The organism is Nanohaloarchaea archaeon SW_7_43_1, from assembly GCA_003009795.1.
Lineage (GTDB): Archaea > Nanohalarchaeota > Nanosalinia > Nanosalinales > Nanosalinaceae > SW-4-43-9.
Window position 1 is genome coordinate 582,254 of sequence record PXPE01000001.1, and the last position, 23,014, is coordinate 605,267.

Sequence of the window (23,014 nt, forward strand, 5' to 3'; positions counted from 1 at the left end):
AACATTGTTGAGTCCGGTAGAGCTCGCTTACAGCTCGCTGCCATCAGTAGGCCGCCCTCTGCTTTCATATTCCTACCTCCTGAACTGTCCGGGTTTTGATATAGGTAGCTATGAAGAGAACAGCTCCCAGAGATCCTGTAATCACTCCGAAATTTGAGAATACCCGAGCTGTCAATGGAAACTGGTTGAACCAGCTTACCAACGCGGATTGTTCGGCTACTAGGAAGTAGGTATCTCCCAGAAGACCAGCCAGGTAGAGGGAAGCTAATAGGAAGAGAAAGCTGGGTATAGCGAAGATCTTCGAGGCATCTACCTGAAGAGCTGAGTAGATGGCTCCGAGGAAGAAAACCCCGATAAGGATTATAGCTCCGGCATCGATCAGGGTGAATACTCCGAGAACGCTTCCCATGAAACCGGTAGCTTTTCCGATCCCTGAAATATCGGAATCGTTGGATTCGTTGAGGCTCTGAAAGGAATCGTGAGCCTCCGATACACCTCCGTAAACCACTACTGAACTCATAGCTATAGTAAAGACTAGCACCAGAACAAAGGGAATATCTCTAACACTTCCTCGGACATTTGGAGAAAATTTCATTTCCTGGGGAGGCCTCCTATTTATTAACTAATTAGTTCTGATGGGCTTAAACTATTTTTCCCGGAAAAAAGAGAAAAGAAGGAGAGGGAAATGGCTCTCCGGTTTTTAGAGCCCTGAACGGCCCATCTTACCTAGGCCGAGTCGGCCTACAGCATACCAGAGAAGCCCGATCAATACAGCCACGAATCCGAATACCACGATCACTTCCAAGAGGCCAGGAACTACATCGAAAGCTCCAATAGATTTATTGATGAAGCCTTCTGCCTGGGTTTTCTCCTTCCAATCGTAGCTTATACGGTATTCATCTGATGTAGCGTTGATTTCATCGTTTCCATCTCCATCAAGATCAGCTGTATCGAAGTTGTAGGTTCCATTCGAAAGGGTTACTGAATACTCCGAGCTATCCAGCTTATAGGTAGAGCCATCGAAGGAATCATAGAGATAAACTCCCTGATCCTGTTCGAGGCCTTCTCCTACCTTGTCTACTTGGATAGCTTCTGGAACTGATCCCGAAGAGTTGTGGGTCTCGTTGGTTACTGAATTGACATCGTAATCTACCGCATCGGCCATACTTTCCAGGCCGAGAACTACTCCGGATCCGAAGAGAGCTATAAACCCTACTACGGCTATAACATTGATCAAGTCTTTAGCTGCCATCTTCGGCATTCTGAGATCACCTACCAGAGAATGAAGGTATCCCGGTATAAAAGGGAACTTCGAATACCACAGATAGCCCGGTAATCCAAGTTATCAAAGGAAATTATAGAAGAAAATAAAGAAGGGTTTCTGGGGCCCCAGATTGAGAGAGAAGACCTTTCTACAGTCCTCCTCTCATTCTCTGGCCGAGGCCCATCCGGCCCATAGCGTACCATAGGAGTCCTATGAGTACAGCTACGAAGCCGAATACCACGATCACTTCCAGAAGCCCTGGAACCACATCAAAGGCTCCTATCGAGTCCTGAACGAACTGATAGGCCTGAGATGTGTTATTTCCTGAAGGTTCTACAGCGTCAGCCATTGCTTCAAGTCCGAGGATAATACCTGAACCGAAGAGAGCTATGAATCCAACTACTGCTACAATCTGGATCAAATCGTTTCCGATCGCTCCCTTGACCTCGGATCCCATCTTCTGGGCTTGATCGTGGGCAAACTGTCGAGCACCATCTACGGCCTGAATAGTAATCACCTACCAGAGAATGAAGGTTTCCCGGTATAAAAGGGAACTTTGAATACCTGGGATTTCAACGGGATCAGGGGAATCTTGAAAAGTAGGGGTTAAACAGTTGTAGAGTTATGGAGGCCTCCCCCAATGCCAACGATAGACCCTGTTTCTACGAAAAATAAGAAGAAACTGAACCTCGCAAAAGTCGTTCTAACCGATGAAGAAGGCTCTGAGCCAACATTCGATGAAGTTCTAGACTGGCTGTTCGAATCCGAAGAGGTTCCTGATGAAATGATCAAGGAGGAGCTCCAGGAACTAACAATGGAGGAGATGATAAGTGCCAGATGACTCTAAAGCAGCGGAAAACTACGCAAAAAGCCAATCAGTAAAAGAACTAACCAGCTCTCAACCCGAAAAAGACGAATCAGCCTCAGAAAGCCTACAGAAAACAGATACCGTAAAGAACCGATTGAAGAGAACCTTACTCGGAAAGGAAATCAATGAATACTACGATGAAGAGAAAGGAGAATGGGTAGAAGAACTAGTAGACAAAGAAGGAGTAGAACCATTGATCAACCGCCAGGGATTGGAAGATCTATGGGCTATAGTAGAACCTGTAGTAAGTGAAACAGCTGCCGGATCCAACCTCTCAGGGAAAGATGTTTCCCAGGAAGGATTCCAAACTATGAAGGCAGTAGCCAAAGCCATAGCCGTTAAGCATCGAGAGTATGAGATTCAGGATCCAGAAGATGCCTCTATCATCGTTATGGCGTTCAACGATGCCTGTATGAACAACCTGAAGAAGGCTCAAGATGCCCGATTATTGAAACACCACGAAGAATCCACCCAGAGAAAAGTTTTCAGAACCGAGGGAGATCAGGAGAACTCCAGTTCCTCCTGGAACCCCTTCAGCTAGAGGCCGGAATAATGATTTTCGATGGAAAACATCCTCCAACTTGCGATTGTAGAACCTGTAGAAAAGGTATAACCGAACCAAAGGAGATACTATGAGAAGAATCACCCACTATGCGACACTTCCAGGAAGGAAGGCCATAGGAGCCGTAAAAGCTCCATTCAAAAAACGAGAGAAAAAATCTTATCCAGCTGAGGCCTGGATCGTAAAGCCGTTCAAGAACGATGTAGATATAGAGAAAGATCGGGCCAGGAGACTGGATGAAAAGGCTGAATCCTCAGATATTGTTTCCCAGGAATCCAGGTTTGAGCTCCAGGGAGGAGGAACTACTCAACCAGTTCCCTACAAACAGATCTATGATACCGATGATGGAGCCCTGGTAATCCTTCTCAGCCCTGAGAAGGGAACCTATCTACCGGCTGATTTCACTCTCCAGGATTTTACTTCAGTCCTGGAGGATCCGAAGAAGAAGCTGGAGGAGATAAAAGAACAGCTTCCTGAAGGAACAGAGCTCGGTATAAAGGAAGATGAATTTCAGGAAAAGATCAATGAACTTGAGGATCTGGAGCCTCTTCAGGCCCAGCTGGATGTAGCCCTGGATAACCAGGAGTGGCTGAGATGGGGGAAGAATACAGTTATGGATCTGAAGCTCTCTTGGGAACAAGATGAAGGCTGGTGGAAAAGAAACGCCGAGAAAGTGATCCTGGCCCTGGCAGCTATGATGAACCTGGGAGGAGCCATAGCCATCTACATGGGCATGAACAACCTGGGAGAAGCTGTAACAGAAGCCAATAAGAACCTTATACCTGTTCTCGGCCTACAGTTCAGAAACAAACTGGATCTGAGGAGGTAGTACGGGCTGATGAAAGGCCAGAAGAAGAAAAGCCAGGAGCTTGAATGGAACATAGCGAAAGAAAGGATCAAAAAGATAGCCCAGATCCTCTCAAAGCTCCGAGATGCCTACGAACAGGCCAAACACGATAGAACCCGGGAAAATGTAAAAGCCTACTACACCTACCTGAACAGTCTTTTCCAGGAGCTCTACATCTATCTTCCAGAAGATTCTGAAACCGGAGAAGATGAATGGGGAGCTGAAAAGTTCGAAGAAGAGATCCAAGAGCTTCAGAGAATTATGGATAAGCCTGGGAAGAGAGATAAGGTTTACCTGAAACACTTCCAGGATCTCGAGAAGATAGATAGAAAGCTCAATAAGAAGAGAATGGATCTCGGCCTCGATATTCCTCGAAAAGAATCCTGGGAAGAAGGAAAAGAACTTCTATTCTAGTGGTATAAAATGGCTTCAAGCATTGATACCGGACTGCCTGAAAACCTGAAGAAGAACCTGGAACACATCCAGGAAGAAGTAGATCCTTCGAAAGGAAATCAAGACTGGCCGTTCTGTCTGGAAGGAGGAGAAGGATCCGGAAAATCGGGTCTGGCTCAGGCTATAGCTATAGAAATCGAAGGAGAACAGTTCGATCCTGAGAAACAGATAGCGTTTAATGGAGAGGATTTTAAGGAAAAGGCTCGAGAGCTCGGGCCTGGCCGAGTATTGATCTACGATGAAGGAGTAGATGACCTGATGGCTACCGATACAATGACTTCAGAGGGCCGGAGCATCGTTAAGTTTCTCAGGAAATGCCGGGAGCTGAACCTGATCATCATCGTATGTTTCCCGGTATGGATGGAGATGAATAAGAAGATCAGGAAGAACCGTATGAAAACCCTTGGAAAAGCTATGAGAGAAGGTATGGGTTCCAATGCCTATCATTACGCACTTTTTTGGAATAAGAGCCAGATTAAGAAAAGTGATCTATCTTCGGATAAGAGCTCTGATGAAGTAAAATATCCTGATCCGGCTCTCTCCGTTTCCTGGAATAATCCGGAACAGGCCTGGCCGGAGATCTGGGAGAAGTATAAGGATTTGAAGGAAGGAGATATTCGAGATCCTGAAGAGGAAGAAGATGATATAGATCTCGGGCAGATCATCAGAATAGTTAAGAACCGATCAGAGGATTACATCGATACCTACGGAGATAGAAAATATATCAAGAAGGAACTAATCGAGTATGACTTCGATATAGGAGGCCGGAAATCGAACAAAGTTAAAGCAGTCGTTGAGAGAGATCTAGGCCTAAACAGATCTGAGTAATTCATAAAGATTTGGAATATCGTCACACACGGAGAATAAGGAATATCCTATACAATGGTTTACACGTACGCACGGGCACGGGCGAGGCCGAGGGCAAGGGGGAACAGGCCCCCTCCGGCCCTTTTCGAAGGGATTGAGGCCTCGAGAAGACGATGTTATTTAGTGGGATAACTGTGGTTACCAGAGTAGTTCTCGAAAACTTCAGGAGTTTGGTTCGTAGCTGAGTAGTTGGTATAGTTCCCAGGCGTAGCTCCGGATCCAAATACTTCAGAGCCGACCTTATCCCTGAGAACAGAGCATCCATACTGATCCAGCTGGGCCTGAAGCTGTTCTATGTTCTGGAATACTCCCTGAAGATGCCAGGCAGCCCAGAGAAAAGCAACTATCAAGATCAGGTTCGTAATCCTCTTAATCCAGAAAACCCTGTACGGAGTTAATCTCTCAGCCAGAAACTTCTCCGGCCTAGTTAATTCATCAGAGGGCTCTGGAAGATCTTCCTCTTCTTCAGAAATCATTCATCACCTCCATTCGAAGATCTATGATAGTAGTACCTTCCAGCTGTAGATCCAGCTGACATCAGCTTCATATTGATGAAGATGAAGATCACGGAGAGAAAAATAAGACTGTTAATAGCTGTAAACTGAGCAGCCTGTTCCTGACTGATCTGAGTAGGAAGCTTCCTGTAAATAGGCATGATCTCGATATAGAACCAGGAAATAGAGAGAGCTCCAGGAATCAATCCTCCAATCAGAGAGGCTTTTATCTCCCCAGAATCGAACTCTTCTTCCATCAGTTATCCTCCTCCTGAAACTCTTCGATGTAGCGTTTTACTGTAGAGGCTCCGAGCCCATCATCATAATGATCAGGAACTCGATCCTCGAAGATCTTCGAAAGAGATCTGTAGGAGAGATCTTTATCCTTCCAGAGTTCGTATAGCTCTCTTCGATCTTCCTGGGAGAGCTTCTTCGGCCTACCGATACTTTTCCCTTCAGCCTTTCTTCTCTCGATCATAGCCAGTGTTTCCTCTCTCTTCTTATTGGCGTAGAACTCTGAGAAGGCTCCCATAATCTGAAACAGGAGCTTCCCCTGGGCCGTAGTGGTATCCAGGTTCTCAGATAGGGAGATGAAATCAGTATCCTTCCTGCCCAGCTCCTCTATATCCTCGATCAAATTCTTCAGAGATCGGCCCATCCTGGAGAGCTCTCGAACTACTACAGCATCAAATTCCTCGATGGAGTCCATCATCTCCTGATACTGTTCTCTCTCCCTTTTCTGACCAGAAATCCCAGCATCCATAAAGATCTCTACATCGTAATCCTTCCTGGAAGCCCAGTTCTCCAGCTGTTCCTTCTGCCTCTCGTGAGCTCCTTCCTCCTTCTGCTTCTCAGTAGAAACACGGACATAACCAGCTACCTTCATTCAGAATCAGCCTCCTGAAGCCTTTCCACAGCTTTCTGGAGATCATTATGAGGAAGATCCAACCTTTTCCGAATAGCCTCCAGCTCCTGAGAAGTCAAAAGCTCAGGATCCGTATGTCGAACACCTGAACTCCCCTTAAGGCCTTCAAGAATATCTTGAGCCTCTCTAACCTTCTCCGAAGCTATTTCTAGATCTTCGGGCAAAGTCATTCTATCAGCTCCTCAAGATCTCCCTCGAACTCTTCCATACAATCAAGATGAAAGATTTTTCTGAAGTTGTAGGCTGTTTCATCCTCTGCCTTGATCTCCTCCTCACATATCGAACAGGTAATCATCGGAAAACACTGCCTCCGCACTCAGGGCATACTCTACCTGTTTCCTGAGCCATCTTCCTGAAGCTCCAGCCCTTCAGATACCAGGCTACGGAGAAGATCGAGAAGCCCATCCAAGGATCCTTCAAAACTCCTACTCCCAAGCCGATAACCAGAGAAGAAACAGATCCTATAGCTACTAAGTTGAGAGAGGTAGAAGCCTCCTTCATCATAACCTGATACTGAAGGCTTTTCTCTTCTCTATCCATCAACTAAACTCCTCCAGATCTCCCTGGCCTTCAGCCTTCTCCATCAGATCTGATAGATCCTTCAAAGCTACCTTATCATCCTTCTCAGCTATCCGGCCCGTACTCCAGGTTTTAACCTTGAAAACTCCATCTTCTTCATCTTCATTCTCAGGCTTCCAAGTAGTCTGAAACTCCGGCTTCTTCTCTCCATCAAACTCCTTCTTAACAACCTTCTCACACTGAAGAGTCTTAGCCATCTATACCACCTTTAGGAACTACTCTCTCCATCTTCTGCTTCCCATCATCACATCTTCTGCCGAAACAGTATTCCTCTATCTCCTCTTCATCTTTGTGCGGAAAAGCGTGAACCTGGAAGCACATACAGCATCGGTAGAAATTAACGTCTTCAGGCATTTCTACTCACCATACTCTGCATCAGGAGTGGGATCCCCTCGAACTCCTACTCTATTCCTCTGAGGATCAGATCTCATTTCATCCCGCTTCTTGATTTCTGTTCTCTTGATCAAATGCTTCTTACAAAGCTCATCGTCACAACACGTACCACAATCCTCTACTTCCTCCTGTAGCTTCTCAAGATCAGAGAAAGACATCAGAAAATGCCCTCCGGTGATTCTCTAAGGAGCTTGGTTAAAACATTGGAAAGATCATTCTCAGAGAACTTAACTATCTCTCCTTCATCCTTCAATTTCTCAAACTCCGAAACTGATATAGATTCTCCATAAACTATCTCGAATCCTCCGTCATAACTGTAGAGAATATATTCATCTCTATCAGAATAGGAACCATCCTGTTTCTCAGCTCTCAGAAGAATATCATCAGATTTTAGGCCATTCTGGGTCTGGGTAGAACTGTCCGTAGATGTGTCTTCCATTGTTGGGGGAGACCTCCGTATCCAGAAATGGGGAGTTGTAACCCTTATATGTTTCGATATTTTATATAGTCAGAACCGTTTCAGAGATTACCATTAACAAAACAGAAAGGCGAAAGATAGAAATCAAACCTACAAGAAAAAATTACCCAGGAGGCCCTCCCCAGAATGTATCAAATCCAGATCTCAGCCCTGATCTTCCTGGCCATCGTAACACTCTACGATCTCGAAAAGAGATCCATACCAGTATATCACTTCCTGGCCGGAGCCCTGATAACAGCATTGATCGGCTACCTGGTAGCTGGAAACAATTTTCTTCTCTACCTGGCTATCTTCGGAGGAATCTTCTCTCTAGGAGGAGCTCTCGGAGTCAAGTATGATGCCTGGTATAAGGGAGAGGCCCTGGTTATGCCGATCCTGGCAGCTGGAACCTACAGCCTTAATCTTCTGGCCTTTTTCATCTTCCTAGTAACACTTATTCCAGGAACAGCTTGGGCTCTCAGAAGAACAAATCTATACGAAGAGGAAGATGAACCTCTGCTCCCAGCCTTCCTACTGGTATTCCTACTTACCTGGATCTTCGAAATTTTCTGGGTTTAATCCAGGAACTCTTCTTCAGGATCGAAGAGACCTCCTTCCATCTCAGATTCCTCGATCTGATCCTCTACTTCTTCAGGAGCCAGATCCTTCTCCTTCTTATCAGAAAGTATTCCCATACCACCTTAGTTTTCAGGGATCAATTAAGTGATTTTTCCCGGAAAAACTGTTAGAAGCTAAAACCCAGGAAAACAGGGAGCTCTCAGAAAAGAACGTGTTTGTTGGCATATCTCGGCTCTTCATCCAGCCCTCTCAAGAAACACCCCTTAGAGAGAGCCTCTAAAGGTAATTTTTCAAGACCTTGGAACCCCGAAATCAGTGAATCGGTCAAGTTTCTTGGTAAGCTCTCAGATCAGTTTGATCATACAACGGAATATTCTCTCCTAGATACCGAGGGCCATCATCCTCCAAAGGATCCAGGCCAGGATACAAATTCCTGATCGATCTCTCTAAATCCCTCTGAGCCAACCTGATATAATACTTCGGAACCTGGCTCCCCCGAACCCAGCCAAAAAACTGGCACATCGAAGGCTGATTCATACCCTTCCTGGCCATATCCGTAGCACGAGCTCTTCTCCAGCCGTGAGGATTCCACCGTTTCTTCTCAACGATACAGGTTCTGGAGGCAGCTGAGTTAAGCTGTTGAGCTGCCGAACGGTAACTCTGCCTCCGAATCCCATCAGCTGCGTGAGAAGACTGAAGAATTGTAAACAACGGATCCTCAGGATCCCGGGAAGGATGCTCCCGTAACCAGTTTTTAACCAGTGGAATCGATTCTACAGTATAGAGCTTCCTCGGCCCTACTTTCCCATGTCTTATATTCACTCCCATCAATTCATCCTGGAAGTCAATATCTCGAACATCCAGGTTAAGGATCTCGGAAATCCTGGCCCCGGTATCCCAGAGCAAACCGAATAAGGCCTTATCTCGAGGATTCAAAGCCGAGTTAATCATTCTCTCAGCATCTCGAACACTAAGAAGTTCTTCAGGCTCTACACGGGGCTTCTTCGAATCAGGGATATACACCGACATGAACTCGATGACCTGAGGATCCTCTGAATCGTAGAACCACTTATAGAAATTCTTCAAAGCCCGTTTGTAATCCAAGAGAGTCCATGGACTGGTTTCACTTTTGGGATGAACTTCAGCCCTGTTTATCGTGGTTACCAGCTCCATAAGATCTTCTCGAGAGGCCTGATCCAACGGGAAATCGATAAGATGGCTGATAATCTTGAAACATTCCAGGTTTCCCTGGATCGTGATCTGTTCCTGGGAACCGGCCATCTTCTCCCGGTAAAACTTCTCCAGGAGCTCGATATTGTGTCTTGATAAGGAGCTTTTCTCTAAGCGTTTGAAACAGTTATCTACTCTTCTATCCGTTGCGTATATATCGGATTTCATCAGGAAAAGGGAGGCCTCCTTATCTTGTTATTACTTCCTAATGATTAAACAATTTATGGATCATTAGAAATAGTAAGCATCCGAATCAGAAGAACTATCCTCCTCCACAATAAGAGAATCATCTGAACCACTCTCCTCCTCTTCTACCTGGGAGCTCGAAGATCTACCCGAAGGATCCACGATCTCAAACCTGCCAGTTCCCAAAAGCCTAGCCAACTCATTTCGAGGCATCTTATTCCAAATCCGGAAACTTCCAGCCACCCTAACAGAAACCATGTCCAAGAAAGAATCATCTTTCTCCTGGAGCTCTATCTCCTGAACCTCCAGAAGAAGATCTTCCCGAAGATCCTTGAACCTGAAACCCCTCTCCAGAATCGAAGGATCTACAGCATACTCCGGCAGCTCCTCAAACATCGACTCAGAAGAACCATCATCAGAAGTAGAAATCTCAATTCTCACCAATTCAGCCTTATTAGGAACCTTAAGCCTGGTTTCCCTACCTTCTTCCTCCTCCATACCCTGGCCAGGAAGGGAAGATCCACCTACTTCCTCAGAGGAAACCGGATCCTCAACTTCTGAAGAGGCCATATTCTCTATCTTTTCTTCCATCTCCTCCACCCTAGAAACCAGCTTCTCGATCAATTGAGTCTGATGCGGAACCACTTCCAGAGTAGAATGAAGCTGAGGAACATTCTCCTGAAGAAGCTCCTGATTACTCTGAGCCAGGTTATTCACACTTCTAACCTGTTCCATAAGAGCATCCCTGGTTTTCTTCTCACTCTTTCGAGTTTCCTGGAGCTCCCTAGTAGTCTTAACCTGATTCTCCAGAAGAGTTTCCATATCAGAAACTTTCTTCTCCAGGCTCTCTACCTCTGTTACAGTTTCTCCCATCTGTTCCTGTATAGTAGAAACCTTCTGGATCTCCTGAACAGCTTGGGAGCCATCTAGGCCTTCCTGCTCCATAGTATTCTCGAAGTCTATCCTGTTTTCATGGGCCTGATAATTAACCGCATACTGCTGTTGCTGGGCCTCTAAAGCCTGAGCAATACGTTCAAAGTTAGGGCCTTGAGCCTCACCTTCAGGGAAACCAGGAGAAGCATCAAGCTTGAAAACCTGTTCCTGAAGATCCGGATCTATAGTTTTGAATCGGGAGAGAGGGATACCAGGAAGATCATCAGCTAGCTGAGCCTCTGGAAGATTCTCAAACGCCAGTTCCGCCCGATTGATGAAGTATCTACATTGAAGAGAAACCCCAGCTACATCCTCTATCCAGGAAGAAATCTTTTCGGTCTTCTGATGTAGCTTCCTGATCAGCTTAGAACTTGAGGTTCCTCTGATACTACAGTCCTTCCTCAGCTGGAAAGTAACCGCATCCTTATGGAATCGAAGGATCCAAATATCTCTGGCCATCTGGTAATCGTTATCCTGAGTAGAGATCCAGGAAACATCCTCCTTCTCCTGAAGAACTCCATACCATTCATCAGGGAGCATCGAAGAGCCCTGAACCTGGGCCTGAATAGTTACTCCGTGTAATCTTTTCGATCCTTCAGAAGAACTCCTTCGAACATCCATTCGAACATTTGAGTTACCATAGGGGGTAGCATCTTCGAACATCTCTTCAGCTATCTCTCGGCCCGTATCTGAGAAGGTATAGATGTTCGAGTTCCCAGAATCATCGATGGTTATAAGATCTGGAGCCATCCTTTTCAGAAGGCCCTCGGCAGCTCTCTCCGTAGTATCCCTTTCCTGAGCTACCTTCCTGGAAGTCACTATCTCCCCTTTATTATCCCATAATACTTTCAGAGCCTCGGCCTGGGATTTGGTTACTTCTTCAGGGAGGTTCTCCATAGGGGTTCGAAGGTTCCCTTCGAAGATCTTCGAAGGTTAGTTCCGGTTCCTATGAATCGGTTAGAAAGGGTCGGGTTCAAATCCCGGGCTCCGCGCTGTAATATTTACTCTTCATGTCCAAGTTATTTAGAGAAGGTTTGCGTTCTATTTCATATGGAGTTTGTTGTTATTTTTTGCATCCTGATATTTGCGGGTCTTATCAAGGGCTTAGTGGGATTCGGTGAGGCTATTATAGGTGTCAGCCTGATTAGCTTGATATTGTCACCTCAAGAGGCTGTTATACTGATGATTATTCCTGTCATGGTATCAAATATGTCTCTAGTGAGGGAAGTGGAACCAGATACGATGGAAAACCTGGTATCTAATAACAGAGTGCTGATTTCTTCAATACTTGGAGGCACAGTTTTAGGAATGTTTTTTCTCGGAACAGTTTCTTCAAATCTTTTATCTCCGATTATTGGGACTATAATGGTTCTTTACTCGGTAGTGAAGTTTAGAGGATTGAATCTTCATCTGACCTATTTTCATCAAATTCCGGGTAAAGTTAGGAGTTTTCTTGCATTTCTGTTGGGATCCTTAGGCGGTTTCATATTTGGATCTACAAGCATAGGTGCACTTATTGTGATCTATTTTGAGTATCTTGAACTTCCAAGGAAAAAATTTTTGGGCATCCTTGGATTTGTTTTTCTTCTAATATCCATTGTCAGGATCGGATTTTCGTATTACCTGGGATATTATACAGAGTCAAGTATTCTCTACCTATCAGCAATGGCATCGATTCCCGTCTTTATTGGTGTAAATATAGGAAAGTATATCGGTGAGGAAAATTCTAATGAGCTGCATAAGGAACTCGTTTTACTTTTGTTTTTGGTGATAGGGCTGCGGCTGCTCTTGGTTTGAAAAGAAATGTATGAAGTTGGAAAGACACACCAGTTCTAGATTTATGCTGTGCTTTCTGCTGTCAGATGTTCAGGTGTTTCTTCGTCCTCTATTTCGACAGGTATAGAGGTTAGCACCTGTAGTTCAAGTTCCATTGAATTTTTCCCTCCCGAGACCTATTTCTCTGTCCTGGCATTTAAAGTAAACCGTGTTACGATAAGGCTAACAGTCATGGTAAGAAAAGGAAAGATGAAGTAGGAATTTTTCTAGCTGAAAGTTCCAGAGACCTCGTTGTATCGGTTCTGTACATCGCTCCAGTTGATCAACTCAAAGATGTTATCTACAAAGTCGCCTCTGTCAGGACCGTAGTCGTGGTAGTAGCTATGCTCCCATACATCAACTGCGAGAACCGGGTGCGCTCCCCAGACCGCTCCCTCATCATGTTGATCCACTGCCACATTGTGTAGTTCGTTTTCTCGTGGAATATATACCAATAGTGCCCATCCTGAGGCGCTGGATGCTGCGGCTTTGAATTCCTTCTTCCAGTTTCCATAGCTTCCGAAGTCTTTCTCAATCTTCTGCATCAGTTCTCCTTCCGGTTCACCTCCACCTTCTGGACTCATATTATTCCAGAAGATTTGATGCAGGAAGTTTCCACAGAAGTTATGTGTAAAGCTGTTAAGGATTGATCCAGTTGACGAGAAATCATTGTTTTCTCTTTGCCTTCTAAGTTTCTCCTCTGCGTTGTTCGCCCCATCTACATAGCCTTGGTTATGGACGTCATGATGCCATTTCATCACCTGCTCTGAGATATGAGGGGTTAGTGCGTCGTATTCGTATGGTAGTTCTAGTAGTTTGTATTCTGTCATTTTCAATCACCTAGATATTATTTGTGAAAATGTTGACTTAACATTTTGGGGGAAGAAAAAAAGATTGGAAAAATGTTGGTGCCTTCCTCACTGTGTTGTGTTTCCGGAAGGCTCTTGTTGCTGTGCCTGTTCGATCAGATCGTCCACCTCATATGGGTTGGTTAGGAACGGACTCTGCACTTCTGGGAACAGAAGTTCTCCGTCGGGTGAGACATAAAAGCTCTGTGAAGATGTCTGTGTTCCGTTCTCAATCTCCTGTGAGATGTTGACGGTTGCATAATGCATTCCATTTTTATCCCTTACACTGATGCTTTCAGGAGAGTTACCTGATACCTCATAGAATTGCTGTAGGGAGTCTCTCACTTCTGACTGTGACGCGCTGTCCGCAGTATTAAATGCGAACCCTGCCACTAGGCCAATCAACACCCCCGCTAGTACTCCTCCTACTAGAATTTTATCTCTTTCAAATCCCCCGAGGAATCCTCCTTCAGTTTCATTTTCTATATCCTCTACTACCTCATCTTCAGCATCCTCAATTTTTTTATCTAGGAATCCCTTGATTGTTTTCCTGTCTCTACCTACTTTCTCTGCTGCAAGAAGTTCTTTGTAGTCTGGATCTTCGAGTTCTCTGATTGCTTCTTTTGTTTCATCGACATTCTGATCGACAAGTTCGCTATAGTCATCAGACATATGAAATATTATCCATAAAACCCTTTTATAAATTGGGCGTAGCTAGGGCTAATCGACAGTATTTCTTTATCTTTGGAGCTCCGCTAAGAAACTTCACAGGGGATAATAAAATAGGCTGCTCAAGCCATTACCTTGTCTTTCCAGTCATTGCTGTCAAGTTCATCTTCAGTATCTCTGTCTCCCTGTGTCTCTGCGTTATACTCTCTTATGCATTTCGTGCATTTGTTCATGTCTTGATGCTCTGTGATCTCAGCTCTGTTTCCGAACTCTTCCTCGAGTTCTTCGGTCGTTCTTCCACAAACTTTACAATTATCCATGGTGACAAACACACTTTTGACCCCAAAACTTAATAATCTTTCACTATTTTGTGATGACAACAACATTTTGTTTAAATGTATAACCTCTTCTAACTGTGTGGAAGGAAAAGTATTCTCTGGTGAGGGAAAAGCATCAGAATTTCTTCAGATAAAGGAATACTCCGAATTTATCGTTGAAAAAACCTCCTTCAAACCATTCCCAGGGACACTAAACTTACAGGGAAAACCTGAAGAGATAAAGAAATTGAAGAAAAATACAAAAAAAGACAAAATGGAAGGTTTTGAGAAAAATGGAAAAGAATTTGGAGGAATGAACCTCTATCATGTCAAAGTAGAGGGTATAAAATGCTGTTTAATTGAACCCGATCTCACAAGATATGGAGAAAATGTCGTAGAAATATGCAGCGAGTTCAGATTGCGCTCAAAACTTGATCTAGAGAATGGCGACAGGGTTAAGGTCGACAAAACTGCTTAGGTGATCTTATGTGCAGAATCGCATTCATGCTTGAAACCTGGAACCGGTTCGGTAAAAGAAACGAGTGATTTAAATGACAAGAAAATGTGTTAAAAAAGGATGTAGCAAACTGACGATGTTCGGGCTTTGCAACCGCTGTATGGAAGAATAAGTAGATTCAGGGATCGGAACAGTCTCTTATAAATCCGCATTCACGGCATCTGAGCTCACATGCTACATACTTCTCCATTTCCGAGCCACAACTCCAACACATCATTTCCATCATTCCTTTCTTTACTAGTACAGATTTCCAGTTGAAGAGTTGTCTGAACTGTTTGGTTTATCTCCGGATTTATTTTGGAGTAAATCGTCTGTGTCATTTATCGTATTGGATTCATTAGAGTCTCCGGAACCAAGACCAAGTGATTCTTCCTCACAGCCTTCAAACTCGGATGCTGTTTCCTGGTCGTCTACCAGTATACCTGTCTGTAAACTGAAATCACAGCTCAGATCTCCGTTCTTCGGTATCTGGAAATTCTGTTCCGCAATATCAAAGCCAAGTCGGAGATTTATTTCACCTGATGTCTGTTCACTCTGGGATGCGTGGCTTACAAACCAGTCATCGATTCTCTCGTTGGCCATATCTACCCGGAGCTTTATTTCTCGGGTTTCCCCAGGTGGAATAGCCCCATTCCCCGGAGCTTTCGAAACAGCTACCTCATTTGCCTGCCATTTCGCTACTTCCACTGAGTTCATAATCAGTTCTCCGTGGAACTGCGGTGTTGGAATCGGGTATTCGTTAGGATTCCTGATCTCAAATGTGACAAGTAGCGGCGTGGTTTCTTCCGTAACTTTTCCAAACTTGGCTGAACCATCTACAATCTCTATCTCCGTGTTCGAAATCTCTGCAGAGGTCGGACTCCAAGAATATGTTCCCTTGACCTGGCTGATAGCCTTATCCATCTTTGACTCAAGGTCGGTCTCAACAGAGTCTGTATAGGTTATTCCATCAACGCTAATAGGCTTTCCAAGGATCTCAAGATCAATGCTAAAGGGAACTTCTAGCTCCGATACCTCATCGTTGTTCATGTGTTGAACCCACCATTCCGGTACCTTTTCAGGATCAAGCTCAGTCTGAACACCTACAGTATTATTATCTTCAGCAGCTATATTCAGTCCTTCCTTACCGCCTTTTGCCAGCTCTATACCATTCATTTTAAGTCTGTAAGCAATGTTCAATGAGGAAATATTGATATCAAATGAGTTAGGGTTCCGAACAAATCCTTCGCTCCTAACACCGACAGATTCTTCGGTTGTATTCGCCCAGTCGCCTCTATCTTCCAAGCCATACTCAGGTTTATCTACAGCAAGGGCTATACCGGCTCCCGCCAGAACTATTACACCGATAACAGCCAGAATTTTCCTTGAGATCAGCATAATTAATCCTGGTTTCCGAAAGATTAAAAACTTCTGCTGTCTCTCAATACCATTCCGGCTCTGATATCTCTATATCACCGTAGACCTTCACCTGGCAGGATAAACGAAAAGAACCATCGAGAATCTCCTCTCCTTGAAACCGCCGCAGAGTATTTTTCTCATCTTCCTCCATATCTGAGATATTCTCCGATCCTTCCTCTATCTTAATCCTACAGGTTGTACAGTTGCAGAAACCACCACATGCATGCATCCAATCCACACCGCCTTCAAGTAAGGCATTTAGAACATCCTGACCGTCTTCTGCCTCAACCTCCTCGTCTCTATCTACTACTTCAATCGTATGTGTCATGGTATTTTTGGGAGGGTTGATAATTAAGAAAGGACTGGATACTACAGAGAGACTGCAACACTGTAGACCAAGACCATTATCAAGGACAGTAAAGCAATTCCGGACCAGGCATTCACATAGCTTTTTGCGTCCTCACCAATGACTCTCTCTACTACTGCCTCTAAAATATGGCCGCCATCAAGAGGCTTAGCCGGCAACATATTAAACAATCCAATACCTAGATTCAGGAACGCGATAACTCTGAAAAGTCCTAAAAACCAGCCCAGAAAGCCCGAGAAACCTTTGACGCTTTCATTATATTCGGTATCCAGCTGAACGAACTGAATTCCTATATAACCTCCTTCATATCCTTCCCTCTCTGCAGCCGTGACAGAGAAGTTTCCTTCTGAAGTTCTCAGAACTACAGATTCTCCCGGGTCAAGATCTTCAGTTGCGCGCTGAACGTCTTCTATGCTTCTAACAGTGTAATTATCAATGCCGGTCAAGGTACCGTTTGTCATCCCTGCAGTGGCGGCAGGATACTCCTCCTGTGCCTGATAAACAACGCCGTTTGAATGCGTTAAGGCCCCGGTTAAGCCAATCGCCAGAACCAGGAATACTCCGGCAGTGAGATAGTTTGCCCAGCTTCCTGCTGCAAGAACTTTGATGTTCGATATCCAGTCTCCCTCATTCCAGGCACCATGAGGTTTTCCTTCATCGCTTTCATTTCCAGGTAGGCCGCTTCCTTTCGGCTCCACAAACGCACCAGGTATAACGCCCAAAACAATAACACCGACAGAGTTTATTTCAAAGTCTTGAGCACGGGCAATTATGCCGTGTGAAAGCTCGTGTACAACCATCAGAACTGCTATAGAGATGAACCAGTACTCAGCAGGGACACCTATTGCACCGGGACTCTGTGTAACAGTACTGGCTGTACTTGGATATACCAGACCAGCCCCGCTTGAAGGCTCACCGGTCGAAACTACCTTATGGACTAACTTAGCCACAAAGTAAAGCATGGCAGGAATAGAAATAATCCCTGCCAGAATACCTCCCCAAGAATAAACATTCCAGAAACGAGGAAACTTCTTCGCAATCCTGTCGATCAGGTCAAGGCCTTTCCCGGTCCTCCGATAAAACATTATTCCTGCTCGCTCAACGTTTTCCCTATCCTTGTAAAGCAGCAAAAATATCAGGCCAATCATGCCAACAAGAAAACCAAGTCTAAGAGTCGACTGATCCATATGTTTCAATTCTGTAAGGTTAAGTTAAAAATCCCTGTCAGTAAACTGCTCCAATATAAAAAATTCCGAGCAAAAAGTATGAATTATGACAGATCAGCCATTGTTTTGGTCCGATCAACTAGCTTTTGGAACCACACAGAAATTCTCCGATGAAGAAACCTATGTTTGCGCTGCAGGTATTTCCCCTTCAGGAACTGTGCATGCGGGAAACTTTCGGGAGATAATCACTACAGACTTCGTCGTCAAGTCGCTGAGGAACATGGGAGAAAACGTCCGTTTCATCTATTCATGGGATGACTACGACAGGTTCAGAAAAGTCCCTGAAAACGTTCCGGATAAATTCGAGAAATATATAGGTCTTCCACTAAGCGAGGTTCCTGATCCGGAAGGATGCCATGACTCCTATGCTCACCACTTCGAATCCCGTCTAGAGGAGGAACTCGGAGGAATGCATATGGATATCGAGTTTATTCGGCAGACGAAAATGTTCGAGAAAGCAGAGTATGCTGATCTAATAAGGAAAGGTATGAGAAACCGGGATGGAGTCAAAGAAATTCTCGACCAGTACAGAAGGGAGCCGCTGGAAACACCTTACTATCCGTTGAGAGTCTACTGTACGGAATGTGGAAAAGATTTCACCGAAGTAACTGAATATGATGGAGAGTATACTGTTGAATACTACTGTGAAGAATGTGATGAGACAAGAGAACTGAACTTCAGGGAGAAAGGAAACGTAAAACCTCCATGGAGAATTGACTGGCCTATGAGATGGAGGTATGAGGGCGTCGATTTTGAGCCAGCCGGTAAAGAACACTCTGCAGCAGGAGGTTCCCGTGACACAGCCAATGAACTTGTTCAGGAAATTTACGATAATGACTTCCCTGTACATCAGATGTATGAATTTATTACCAAGGACGGTGCCAAGATCTCCTCAAGCAGTGGAGAAAACGTCTTTTCTATTTCAATGCTGAAAGAAATCTATTCTCCAGAAATGGTCCGATTCCTTTTCGCCAGTACGAAACCAAATAAAGCATTCGAGATTCCATTTGAGACAGAGGAAATATTCCAGAGATACAAAAACTTCGACAAGGTTGAGAGCGCATACTTTAACCCTGAAGAGGCTCAGGATGATAAACAGAGAGAACAGTGGAAACGAATATACGAACTCTCAATCGTAGATATACCTGATGAAAAACCGGCAAGAGTATCTTTCAAACATGCATCGTTTATAGCCCAGACCGTTCCAGAGGATGAATGGGAGCAAAAAGCGATTAAATCTCTCAAGAGAACCAGTCATGTATCCGAGAATATAGATGAGAAGGGAATAGAACAGGTTCTAAATAGGCTGGAAAGAGCCAAAAACTGGGCACAGAACTATGCACCGGAAGACTACAGGTACTCGATCAACTTTGAGGTAACGGAAGAAGCAGTAAATGATCTCTCCGAAGATCAGAAAAAAGCAATAAAGATTCTGGCAGAGAAGCTTGAAGTGGAAGATTATGAAGATTCAGATGATCTTGACAGCCTGATCTTTGATGCCAAGGATGAATCGGATCTCGGAGCAGGAGAGTTTTTCTCCACAACTTACACGGCAATGCTTTCTCGGGAACAGGGACCAAGACTTTCAACACTTATCATGTCTATTGGAAAAGAAAAATCACTGAACATCCTGAACCAGGTGAAGCAAGAATCAGTGTAGATATAAGCGACATATTCATAGAACTTCAAGAGAAACAGTTCAAAATACGTGAAGACCCTGAACTGGCTCAACTCTACATCAAAGCAACTAAACACCTAGAGCAGGCAGCAGTATACGAACAAAAAGAAGGTCACAACTACAAAAGAGATTATGAACTAGCCTCAGCATCCAAAGAACTTGAGAGATTTGAGTACGTAGCCAGGAATGATAAAGGAAGTATGAAACCATTCTACGATGAAGATGGAAACTGAAAAATTCAACTTTACCGCCCTCAAACTCTGTGGTGTTTTCGCCGTAGTCTTTGCCATACAGTTTTTCACAAATTTTGACCCGGCTTTCAACGCCTCGAGTTCTCCATGGTGGAAATTTTTCACATCATTTTTTGGACACGGCAGTCTTGAGCACCTGCTGAACAACCTGTTCTTCATCGGATTATTTGGTTCAATATACGAACGTTTTACCTCTTCCAGAGTTTTTCTCGCAACCTTTCTGATCTCGGCAGTTTTCGCCAACTTCTCCGCCTTCATATTCTTTTCCGAAACCTCGATTATTGGAGCCTCCGGCGGAGGAATGGGATTAATGGCAGCACTGGCAGTTTTCAAGCCGAGAAAAATCGGACTGGCACTGGGAGTTCCAGCCCCAATGTGGACGGTTCTGATAACCTATATCCTGATAAACGTCGCTGGGCTCTCAGCAGTCACAGACACAGCATATGAAGCACATCTTCTCGGTCTTCTATCCGGAGGATTAATCGGTCTCAAACTGAGAGATAAAGAAAAAGAGAGAAAACGACCAACTAATAAAGAAAACGAAGAGGATGACCTGAAAGATCAGATAAGAGAATGGGAGGAAAAATGGATGCTGAACTAGTTAACTGTTGGGATTGAAGTCCCGGGAACCGAAATCATCTTCTCCATCGTTTTCAAGCAGTTCATTTGGATCAGCTTCTTCCTGCTTCTCTTTGCTACCCTGCGTCTGTGGGCTCTGCCGGTCTTTTTTGTGTTTCTGGTTGCTTTTATCCTGCTCTCTCTGCTGGCCTTTCTGTTGAACGTTTTCGATAAATTCATCGGTATCAATCCCTGCTTCCTCCAGTGCGTTCAAACGTCTCTGGAGCTGAGAGTTAACAATCTGTATAAGCCGGGAAAGTTCTTTTTTCTCGTGTAGAAGTGTTTCAACTGCACCTTTGTGTTTACCTATCTGTTCTGACATAGGAACTTATCATCAAACGAGTCTTTAACTGTTTTTCCAGCTCAGACACCGGAGATGACCGAGGCAATATATCCTGCTCCGGCAAATGTAGCGATTCCACTTCCAACTGTAACCAATGCAAATGTGAGTATTATTCTGCCAACCTGGTTTCCCCAGAGCTCCGAATAATCCTCTATGTAGACTATATCCTCGAGTTCTCCCACACTTGGTGGATAGAATTTGGCCTCAAAGTATCCCGCTACCATTCCTGCTCCTAATGCCGGGTAAAGTGAGGTCAAAGGCGCTGAAATAAATGAAACCAGCCATGTAGTAAAGTGGGAACGAGCAGCTATGGCGCCAAGCATTGCTGCGAATCCGTTGGCGAGAATCCAGATTGAAGTTGCCTTTGTACCTGTTGCAAAATCAATACCTAGAAAAGCGTATACAAGCATAGAGATAATCAAGATTGGGAAGCCAAATCTGATAGCTTTCAGCCAAGGTATACCTGAGGAATTTTCTACTTCTTCTCTTTCAGTCTGCCCTTTCTCCAAAATCCGGGTCAATCCTTCTACATGGGCTGCACCGACAAATACTACAGCGTGATCAAAATCTTTCTCCAGAAGCCGATCCGCCATGTACTCGTTTCTTTCATCTAACAAGACTTTTTTCAGTTCGGGAAACTCTTCGTCCAGCTCAGATACTATCTGCGAGAGCATGTCGGATTCCTTCAGTTCTTCAACTTTTATGTCGGTCCCATCGAAGAAAAGTGAAGAAAGAAGAAACAGTTTATCAAAAATTCCAAGCTCTTCTTTGACCCGTTCAAGAGTAACACTAATATCCTGATCAATAACACTATAATTGATTTCATTCTCTTCAGCAGCCTCAACTGCTTCCAGAAGTTCAGCTCCTGGCTCAACGCCTTGCTTCATCCCTATTTTTCTCTGGTACATGGACATCAGGAGATTCAATGCCAGTACAGATCCTTTTCCTTCTCTGACCGCCTCTTTGATATCAATACTTTTCCAGCCTTCACGATCTTTCAGTGATTCAAGACGGTTCTCATCAAGCTCTACCCCGACAAAATCAGGTTGAAGCTCCTCAATAGTATCTCTTACTTCCTCTACGCTTCTATCCGATACATGGGCCGTACCGACAACCGTTACCTTCCTATCTCCGAGGTTTACCGTTTCCCTGACCATTAATTCATCCTTATTTCTCTAGACTTTTTATACCCCTTAAACCCAGTATCTAGATGATAAAGAGGGATAGTCTAAAGGAAGAACTAGAAGATTAGAGGGCGGGTCGAAGCGCTCATTCACAGCTAGGCTGTTCAAGGCCTCTCCTCAATGAGGAAAAGCTTGGCTTCCAAACCCTACCCGCCCCGATCACCGGGACTATTAAGGACCTCGATTTACGAGGTCTACTTTAAAATTATAGACAGATGATAAGTCACTTTTGGTCTCTATACAGACCTTAATATGATCAGAAACTTGTTTAAGGTTAACTTAAGCTGCGGGACTAATAGGGGAATACCGTTCCAATGAAGAGTCTGAACTCATAAATATTATTGATTCAAAAATTCAATCGTCTCCTCTATAACCAAGTTTTTCTTACCCTCGTAAGAATGACCTGTTTCCGATATCCTTTTGATTTCTGCTTCGGGTAGATTATGAACTATGCTTTCAGAATTCTCAATTTGAACAACTTGATCATTCTCTCCATGAATAACTTTTACTGGGACTTTATGCTCTAAAAACTCCGAATTAATTTGTATGTCAGTTACCTCCTCAACTTCTCCCAGTTTACTGTCTCTTAACTCCTCAATATTCGCTTTTTCCTGAAATCCTACTGCTGGAGCCCATAATACAGTCTTATCTACGTTATCAATGCTCCCTGCCAGCACCATCCCTGCACTGAAACTTTTCGCAACTATAAAGACTTTCAGGTCGTTTCGATCCTTTAAGTAGTCAACAGCATCATTGATCTCAGCGAATATGGAATCCACAGTCTTTTCTTGGAGTTCAGAAACATCCTCCCAGCTCTCATACCTCAAGACCTGGAAATTCTCCTCCACAGCTTTTTCCACGAACTGATCGAAAATACCTCCAAAAGGTCCAGAGCCTATGCCAGGCAATAATAATATCGATCCTTTTACCCCTCCTGAATGTACATCAAACTTGGCCTCAACACTATTGTTTCCAAACTCAATATCTTTGATCCTTTCAGATTTAACCATATCACAGTATTTTGGTAGAAACAGATTAAATTTTTGCACCAATTAATATTCAATAGAACGATATCTTCACGATACTTTATTTGGAATGATGCTTATCCAGCTGGTTTTGTTCTGGGAACCAAGTTTAAAAATACAT

The 23,014-nt window shown here is 44.2% G+C and carries 32 protein-coding genes; 10 read left to right on the top strand and 22 right to left on the bottom strand.

Going from position 1 to position 23,014, the window contains the following annotated elements:
• Positions 1-64 precede the first annotated feature (64 nt).
• The 3 genes from BRC29_03425 to BRC29_03435 form a co-directional block, all read right to left on the bottom strand.
• Positions 65-595: a hypothetical protein gene (locus tag BRC29_03425; GenBank protein ID PSG99150.1), complete on the bottom strand. Its 531-nt coding sequence runs from the start codon at positions 593-595 to the stop codon at positions 65-67.
• 105 nt (positions 596-700) lie between these two features.
• Positions 701-1,261, bottom strand: coding sequence for a hypothetical protein (locus tag BRC29_03430; GenBank protein PSG99151.1), 561 nt, complete (start codon positions 1,259-1,261; stop codon positions 701-703).
• 151 nt (positions 1,262-1,412) lie between these two features.
• A complete protein-coding gene (locus BRC29_03435) occupies positions 1,413-1,781 on the bottom strand; it encodes a hypothetical protein (protein PSG99152.1) in 369 nt (122 codons plus the stop codon).
• 123 nt (positions 1,782-1,904) lie between these two features.
• Here BRC29_03435 and BRC29_03440 point away from each other — a divergent pair, with 123 nt between their 5' ends.
• The 5 genes from BRC29_03440 to BRC29_03460 all read left to right on the top strand — a co-directional run bounded on the left by BRC29_03440 (position 1,905) and on the right by BRC29_03460 (position 4,822).
• Complete coding sequence (locus BRC29_03440; GenBank protein PSG99153.1) at positions 1,905-2,105, top strand: hypothetical protein; 201 nt, start codon at positions 1,905-1,907, stop codon at positions 2,103-2,105.
• Complete coding sequence (locus tag BRC29_03445; GenBank protein PSG99154.1) at positions 2,095-2,673, top strand: hypothetical protein; 579 nt, start codon at positions 2,095-2,097, stop codon at positions 2,671-2,673. The genes BRC29_03440 and BRC29_03445 overlap by 11 nt, the downstream gene beginning before the upstream one ends.
• A 91-nt stretch (positions 2,674-2,764) precedes the next feature.
• Entirely contained in the window at positions 2,765-3,523 is a 759-nt protein-coding gene (locus BRC29_03450) for a hypothetical protein (protein PSG99155.1), read from the top strand.
• Positions 3,524-3,532: 9 nt separating this feature from the next.
• Positions 3,533-3,955, top strand: a complete 423-nt coding sequence (locus BRC29_03455; GenBank protein PSG99156.1) for a hypothetical protein — start codon at positions 3,533-3,535, stop codon at positions 3,953-3,955.
• Between the two features lie 9 nt (positions 3,956-3,964).
• Complete coding sequence (locus tag BRC29_03460) at positions 3,965-4,822, top strand: hypothetical protein (GenBank protein PSG99157.1); 858 nt, start codon at positions 3,965-3,967, stop codon at positions 4,820-4,822.
• 155 nt (positions 4,823-4,977) lie between these two features.
• On the opposite strand, the gene BRC29_03465 is transcribed toward BRC29_03460, so the two are convergent.
• From BRC29_03465 to BRC29_03500, 8 genes are all read right to left on the bottom strand, one after another.
• Complete coding sequence (locus tag BRC29_03465) at positions 4,978-5,337, bottom strand: hypothetical protein (GenBank protein PSG99158.1); 360 nt, start codon at positions 5,335-5,337, stop codon at positions 4,978-4,980.
• Positions 5,334-5,612: a hypothetical protein gene (locus BRC29_03470; GenBank protein ID PSG99159.1), complete on the bottom strand. Its 279-nt coding sequence runs from the start codon at positions 5,610-5,612 to the stop codon at positions 5,334-5,336. The genes BRC29_03465 and BRC29_03470 overlap by 4 nt, the downstream gene beginning before the upstream one ends.
• Positions 5,612-6,241 (bottom strand): hypothetical protein, encoded by a 630-nt coding sequence (locus BRC29_03475; protein ID PSG99160.1) that lies wholly within the window; start codon positions 6,239-6,241, stop codon positions 5,612-5,614. Before BRC29_03475 ends, BRC29_03470 begins: the two co-directional genes overlap by 1 nt.
• A complete protein-coding gene (locus tag BRC29_03480; GenBank protein PSG99161.1) occupies positions 6,238-6,450 on the bottom strand; it encodes a hypothetical protein in 213 nt (70 codons plus the stop codon). Before BRC29_03480 ends, BRC29_03475 begins: the two co-directional genes overlap by 4 nt.
• A gap of 121 nt (positions 6,451-6,571) precedes the next feature.
• Positions 6,572-6,820 (bottom strand): hypothetical protein, encoded by a 249-nt coding sequence (locus BRC29_03485; protein ID PSG99162.1) that lies wholly within the window; start codon positions 6,818-6,820, stop codon positions 6,572-6,574.
• On the bottom strand, positions 6,820-7,056 hold the full coding sequence (locus BRC29_03490) for a hypothetical protein (GenBank protein PSG99163.1): 237 nt from the start codon (positions 7,054-7,056) through the stop codon (positions 6,820-6,822). Before BRC29_03490 ends, BRC29_03485 begins: the two co-directional genes overlap by 1 nt.
• Before the next feature lie 159 nt (positions 7,057-7,215).
• Positions 7,216-7,410, bottom strand: a complete 195-nt coding sequence (locus tag BRC29_03495) for a hypothetical protein (protein ID PSG99164.1) — start codon at positions 7,408-7,410, stop codon at positions 7,216-7,218.
• Entirely contained in the window at positions 7,410-7,691 is a 282-nt protein-coding gene (locus BRC29_03500; protein ID PSG99165.1) for a hypothetical protein, read from the bottom strand. Before BRC29_03500 ends, BRC29_03495 begins: the two co-directional genes overlap by 1 nt.
• A gap of 165 nt (positions 7,692-7,856) precedes the next feature.
• Here BRC29_03500 and BRC29_03505 point away from each other — a divergent pair, with 165 nt between their 5' ends.
• Entirely contained in the window at positions 7,857-8,288 is a 432-nt protein-coding gene (locus tag BRC29_03505) for a hypothetical protein (GenBank protein ID PSG99166.1), read from the top strand.
• Positions 8,289-8,612: 324 nt separating this feature from the next.
• Here BRC29_03505 and BRC29_03510 read toward each other — a convergent pair whose 3' ends face one another.
• Together BRC29_03510 and BRC29_03515 are read right to left on the bottom strand one after the other, a co-directional pair.
• Positions 8,613-9,686, bottom strand: a complete 1,074-nt coding sequence (locus BRC29_03510) for a hypothetical protein (GenBank protein PSG99167.1) — start codon at positions 9,684-9,686, stop codon at positions 8,613-8,615.
• A 63-nt stretch (positions 9,687-9,749) separates the two neighbouring features.
• Entirely contained in the window at positions 9,750-11,534 is a 1,785-nt protein-coding gene (locus BRC29_03515; protein ID PSG99168.1) for a hypothetical protein, read from the bottom strand.
• 51 nt (positions 11,535-11,585) lie between these two features.
• Between BRC29_03515 and BRC29_03520 the strand changes: the two genes are divergently transcribed.
• Entirely contained in the window at positions 11,586-12,434 is an 849-nt protein-coding gene (locus tag BRC29_03520; GenBank protein ID PSG99169.1) for a hypothetical protein, read from the top strand.
• Positions 12,435-12,679: 245 nt separating this feature from the next.
• On the opposite strand, the gene BRC29_03525 is transcribed toward BRC29_03520, so the two are convergent.
• The 3 genes from BRC29_03525 to BRC29_03535 all read right to left on the bottom strand — a co-directional run bounded on the left by BRC29_03525 (position 12,680) and on the right by BRC29_03535 (position 14,289).
• Positions 12,680-13,282, bottom strand: a complete 603-nt coding sequence (locus BRC29_03525; protein ID PSG99170.1) for a superoxide dismutase — start codon at positions 13,280-13,282, stop codon at positions 12,680-12,682.
• An 87-nt stretch (positions 13,283-13,369) separates the two neighbouring features.
• Positions 13,370-13,972, bottom strand: coding sequence for a hypothetical protein (locus BRC29_03530; GenBank protein ID PSG99171.1), 603 nt, complete (start codon positions 13,970-13,972; stop codon positions 13,370-13,372).
• A 119-nt stretch (positions 13,973-14,091) separates the two neighbouring features.
• A complete protein-coding gene (locus BRC29_03535; GenBank protein PSG99172.1) occupies positions 14,092-14,289 on the bottom strand; it encodes a hypothetical protein in 198 nt (65 codons plus the stop codon).
• Here BRC29_03535 and BRC29_03540 point away from each other — a divergent pair.
• On the top strand, positions 14,288-14,764 hold the full coding sequence (locus BRC29_03540; protein PSG99173.1) for a hypothetical protein: 477 nt from the start codon (positions 14,288-14,290) through the stop codon (positions 14,762-14,764). The two genes, BRC29_03535 and BRC29_03540, sit on opposite strands and share 2 nt — an antisense overlap.
• Before the next feature lie 276 nt (positions 14,765-15,040).
• On the opposite strand, the gene BRC29_03545 is transcribed toward BRC29_03540, so the two are convergent.
• From BRC29_03545 to BRC29_03555, 3 genes are read right to left on the bottom strand one after another with little or no spacing between them, the layout of a single operon-like run.
• Positions 15,041-16,180, bottom strand: coding sequence for a hypothetical protein (locus tag BRC29_03545; protein ID PSG99174.1), 1,140 nt, complete (start codon positions 16,178-16,180; stop codon positions 15,041-15,043).
• Positions 16,181-16,223: 43 nt separating this feature from the next.
• Complete coding sequence (locus BRC29_03550) at positions 16,224-16,529, bottom strand: 2Fe-2S ferredoxin (protein PSG99175.1); 306 nt, start codon at positions 16,527-16,529, stop codon at positions 16,224-16,226.
• A 41-nt stretch (positions 16,530-16,570) separates the two neighbouring features.
• On the bottom strand, positions 16,571-17,755 hold the full coding sequence (locus BRC29_03555; GenBank protein PSG99176.1) for a hypothetical protein: 1,185 nt from the start codon (positions 17,753-17,755) through the stop codon (positions 16,571-16,573).
• Positions 17,756-17,840: 85 nt separating this feature from the next.
• Between BRC29_03555 and lysS the strand changes: the two genes are divergently transcribed.
• Positions 17,841-19,454, top strand: a complete 1,614-nt coding sequence (lysS, locus tag BRC29_03560; GenBank protein PSG99177.1) for a lysine--tRNA ligase — start codon at positions 17,841-17,843, stop codon at positions 19,452-19,454.
• Positions 19,455-19,688: 234 nt separating this feature from the next.
• Complete coding sequence (locus BRC29_03565) at positions 19,689-20,324, top strand: hypothetical protein (protein PSG99178.1); 636 nt, start codon at positions 19,689-19,691, stop codon at positions 20,322-20,324.
• On the opposite strand, the gene BRC29_03570 is transcribed toward BRC29_03565, so the two are convergent.
• From BRC29_03570 to BRC29_03580, 3 genes are all read right to left on the bottom strand, one after another.
• Positions 20,325-20,663, bottom strand: coding sequence for a hypothetical protein (locus BRC29_03570; protein ID PSG99179.1), 339 nt, complete (start codon positions 20,661-20,663; stop codon positions 20,325-20,327).
• Positions 20,664-20,704: 41 nt separating this feature from the next.
• On the bottom strand, positions 20,705-21,841 hold the full coding sequence (locus tag BRC29_03575) for a hypothetical protein (protein PSG99180.1): 1,137 nt from the start codon (positions 21,839-21,841) through the stop codon (positions 20,705-20,707).
• Positions 21,842-22,206: 365 nt separating this feature from the next.
• Positions 22,207-22,878, bottom strand: a complete 672-nt coding sequence (locus BRC29_03580; GenBank protein ID PSG99181.1) for a hypothetical protein — start codon at positions 22,876-22,878, stop codon at positions 22,207-22,209.
• Between the last annotated feature and the right edge of the window lie 136 nt (positions 22,879-23,014).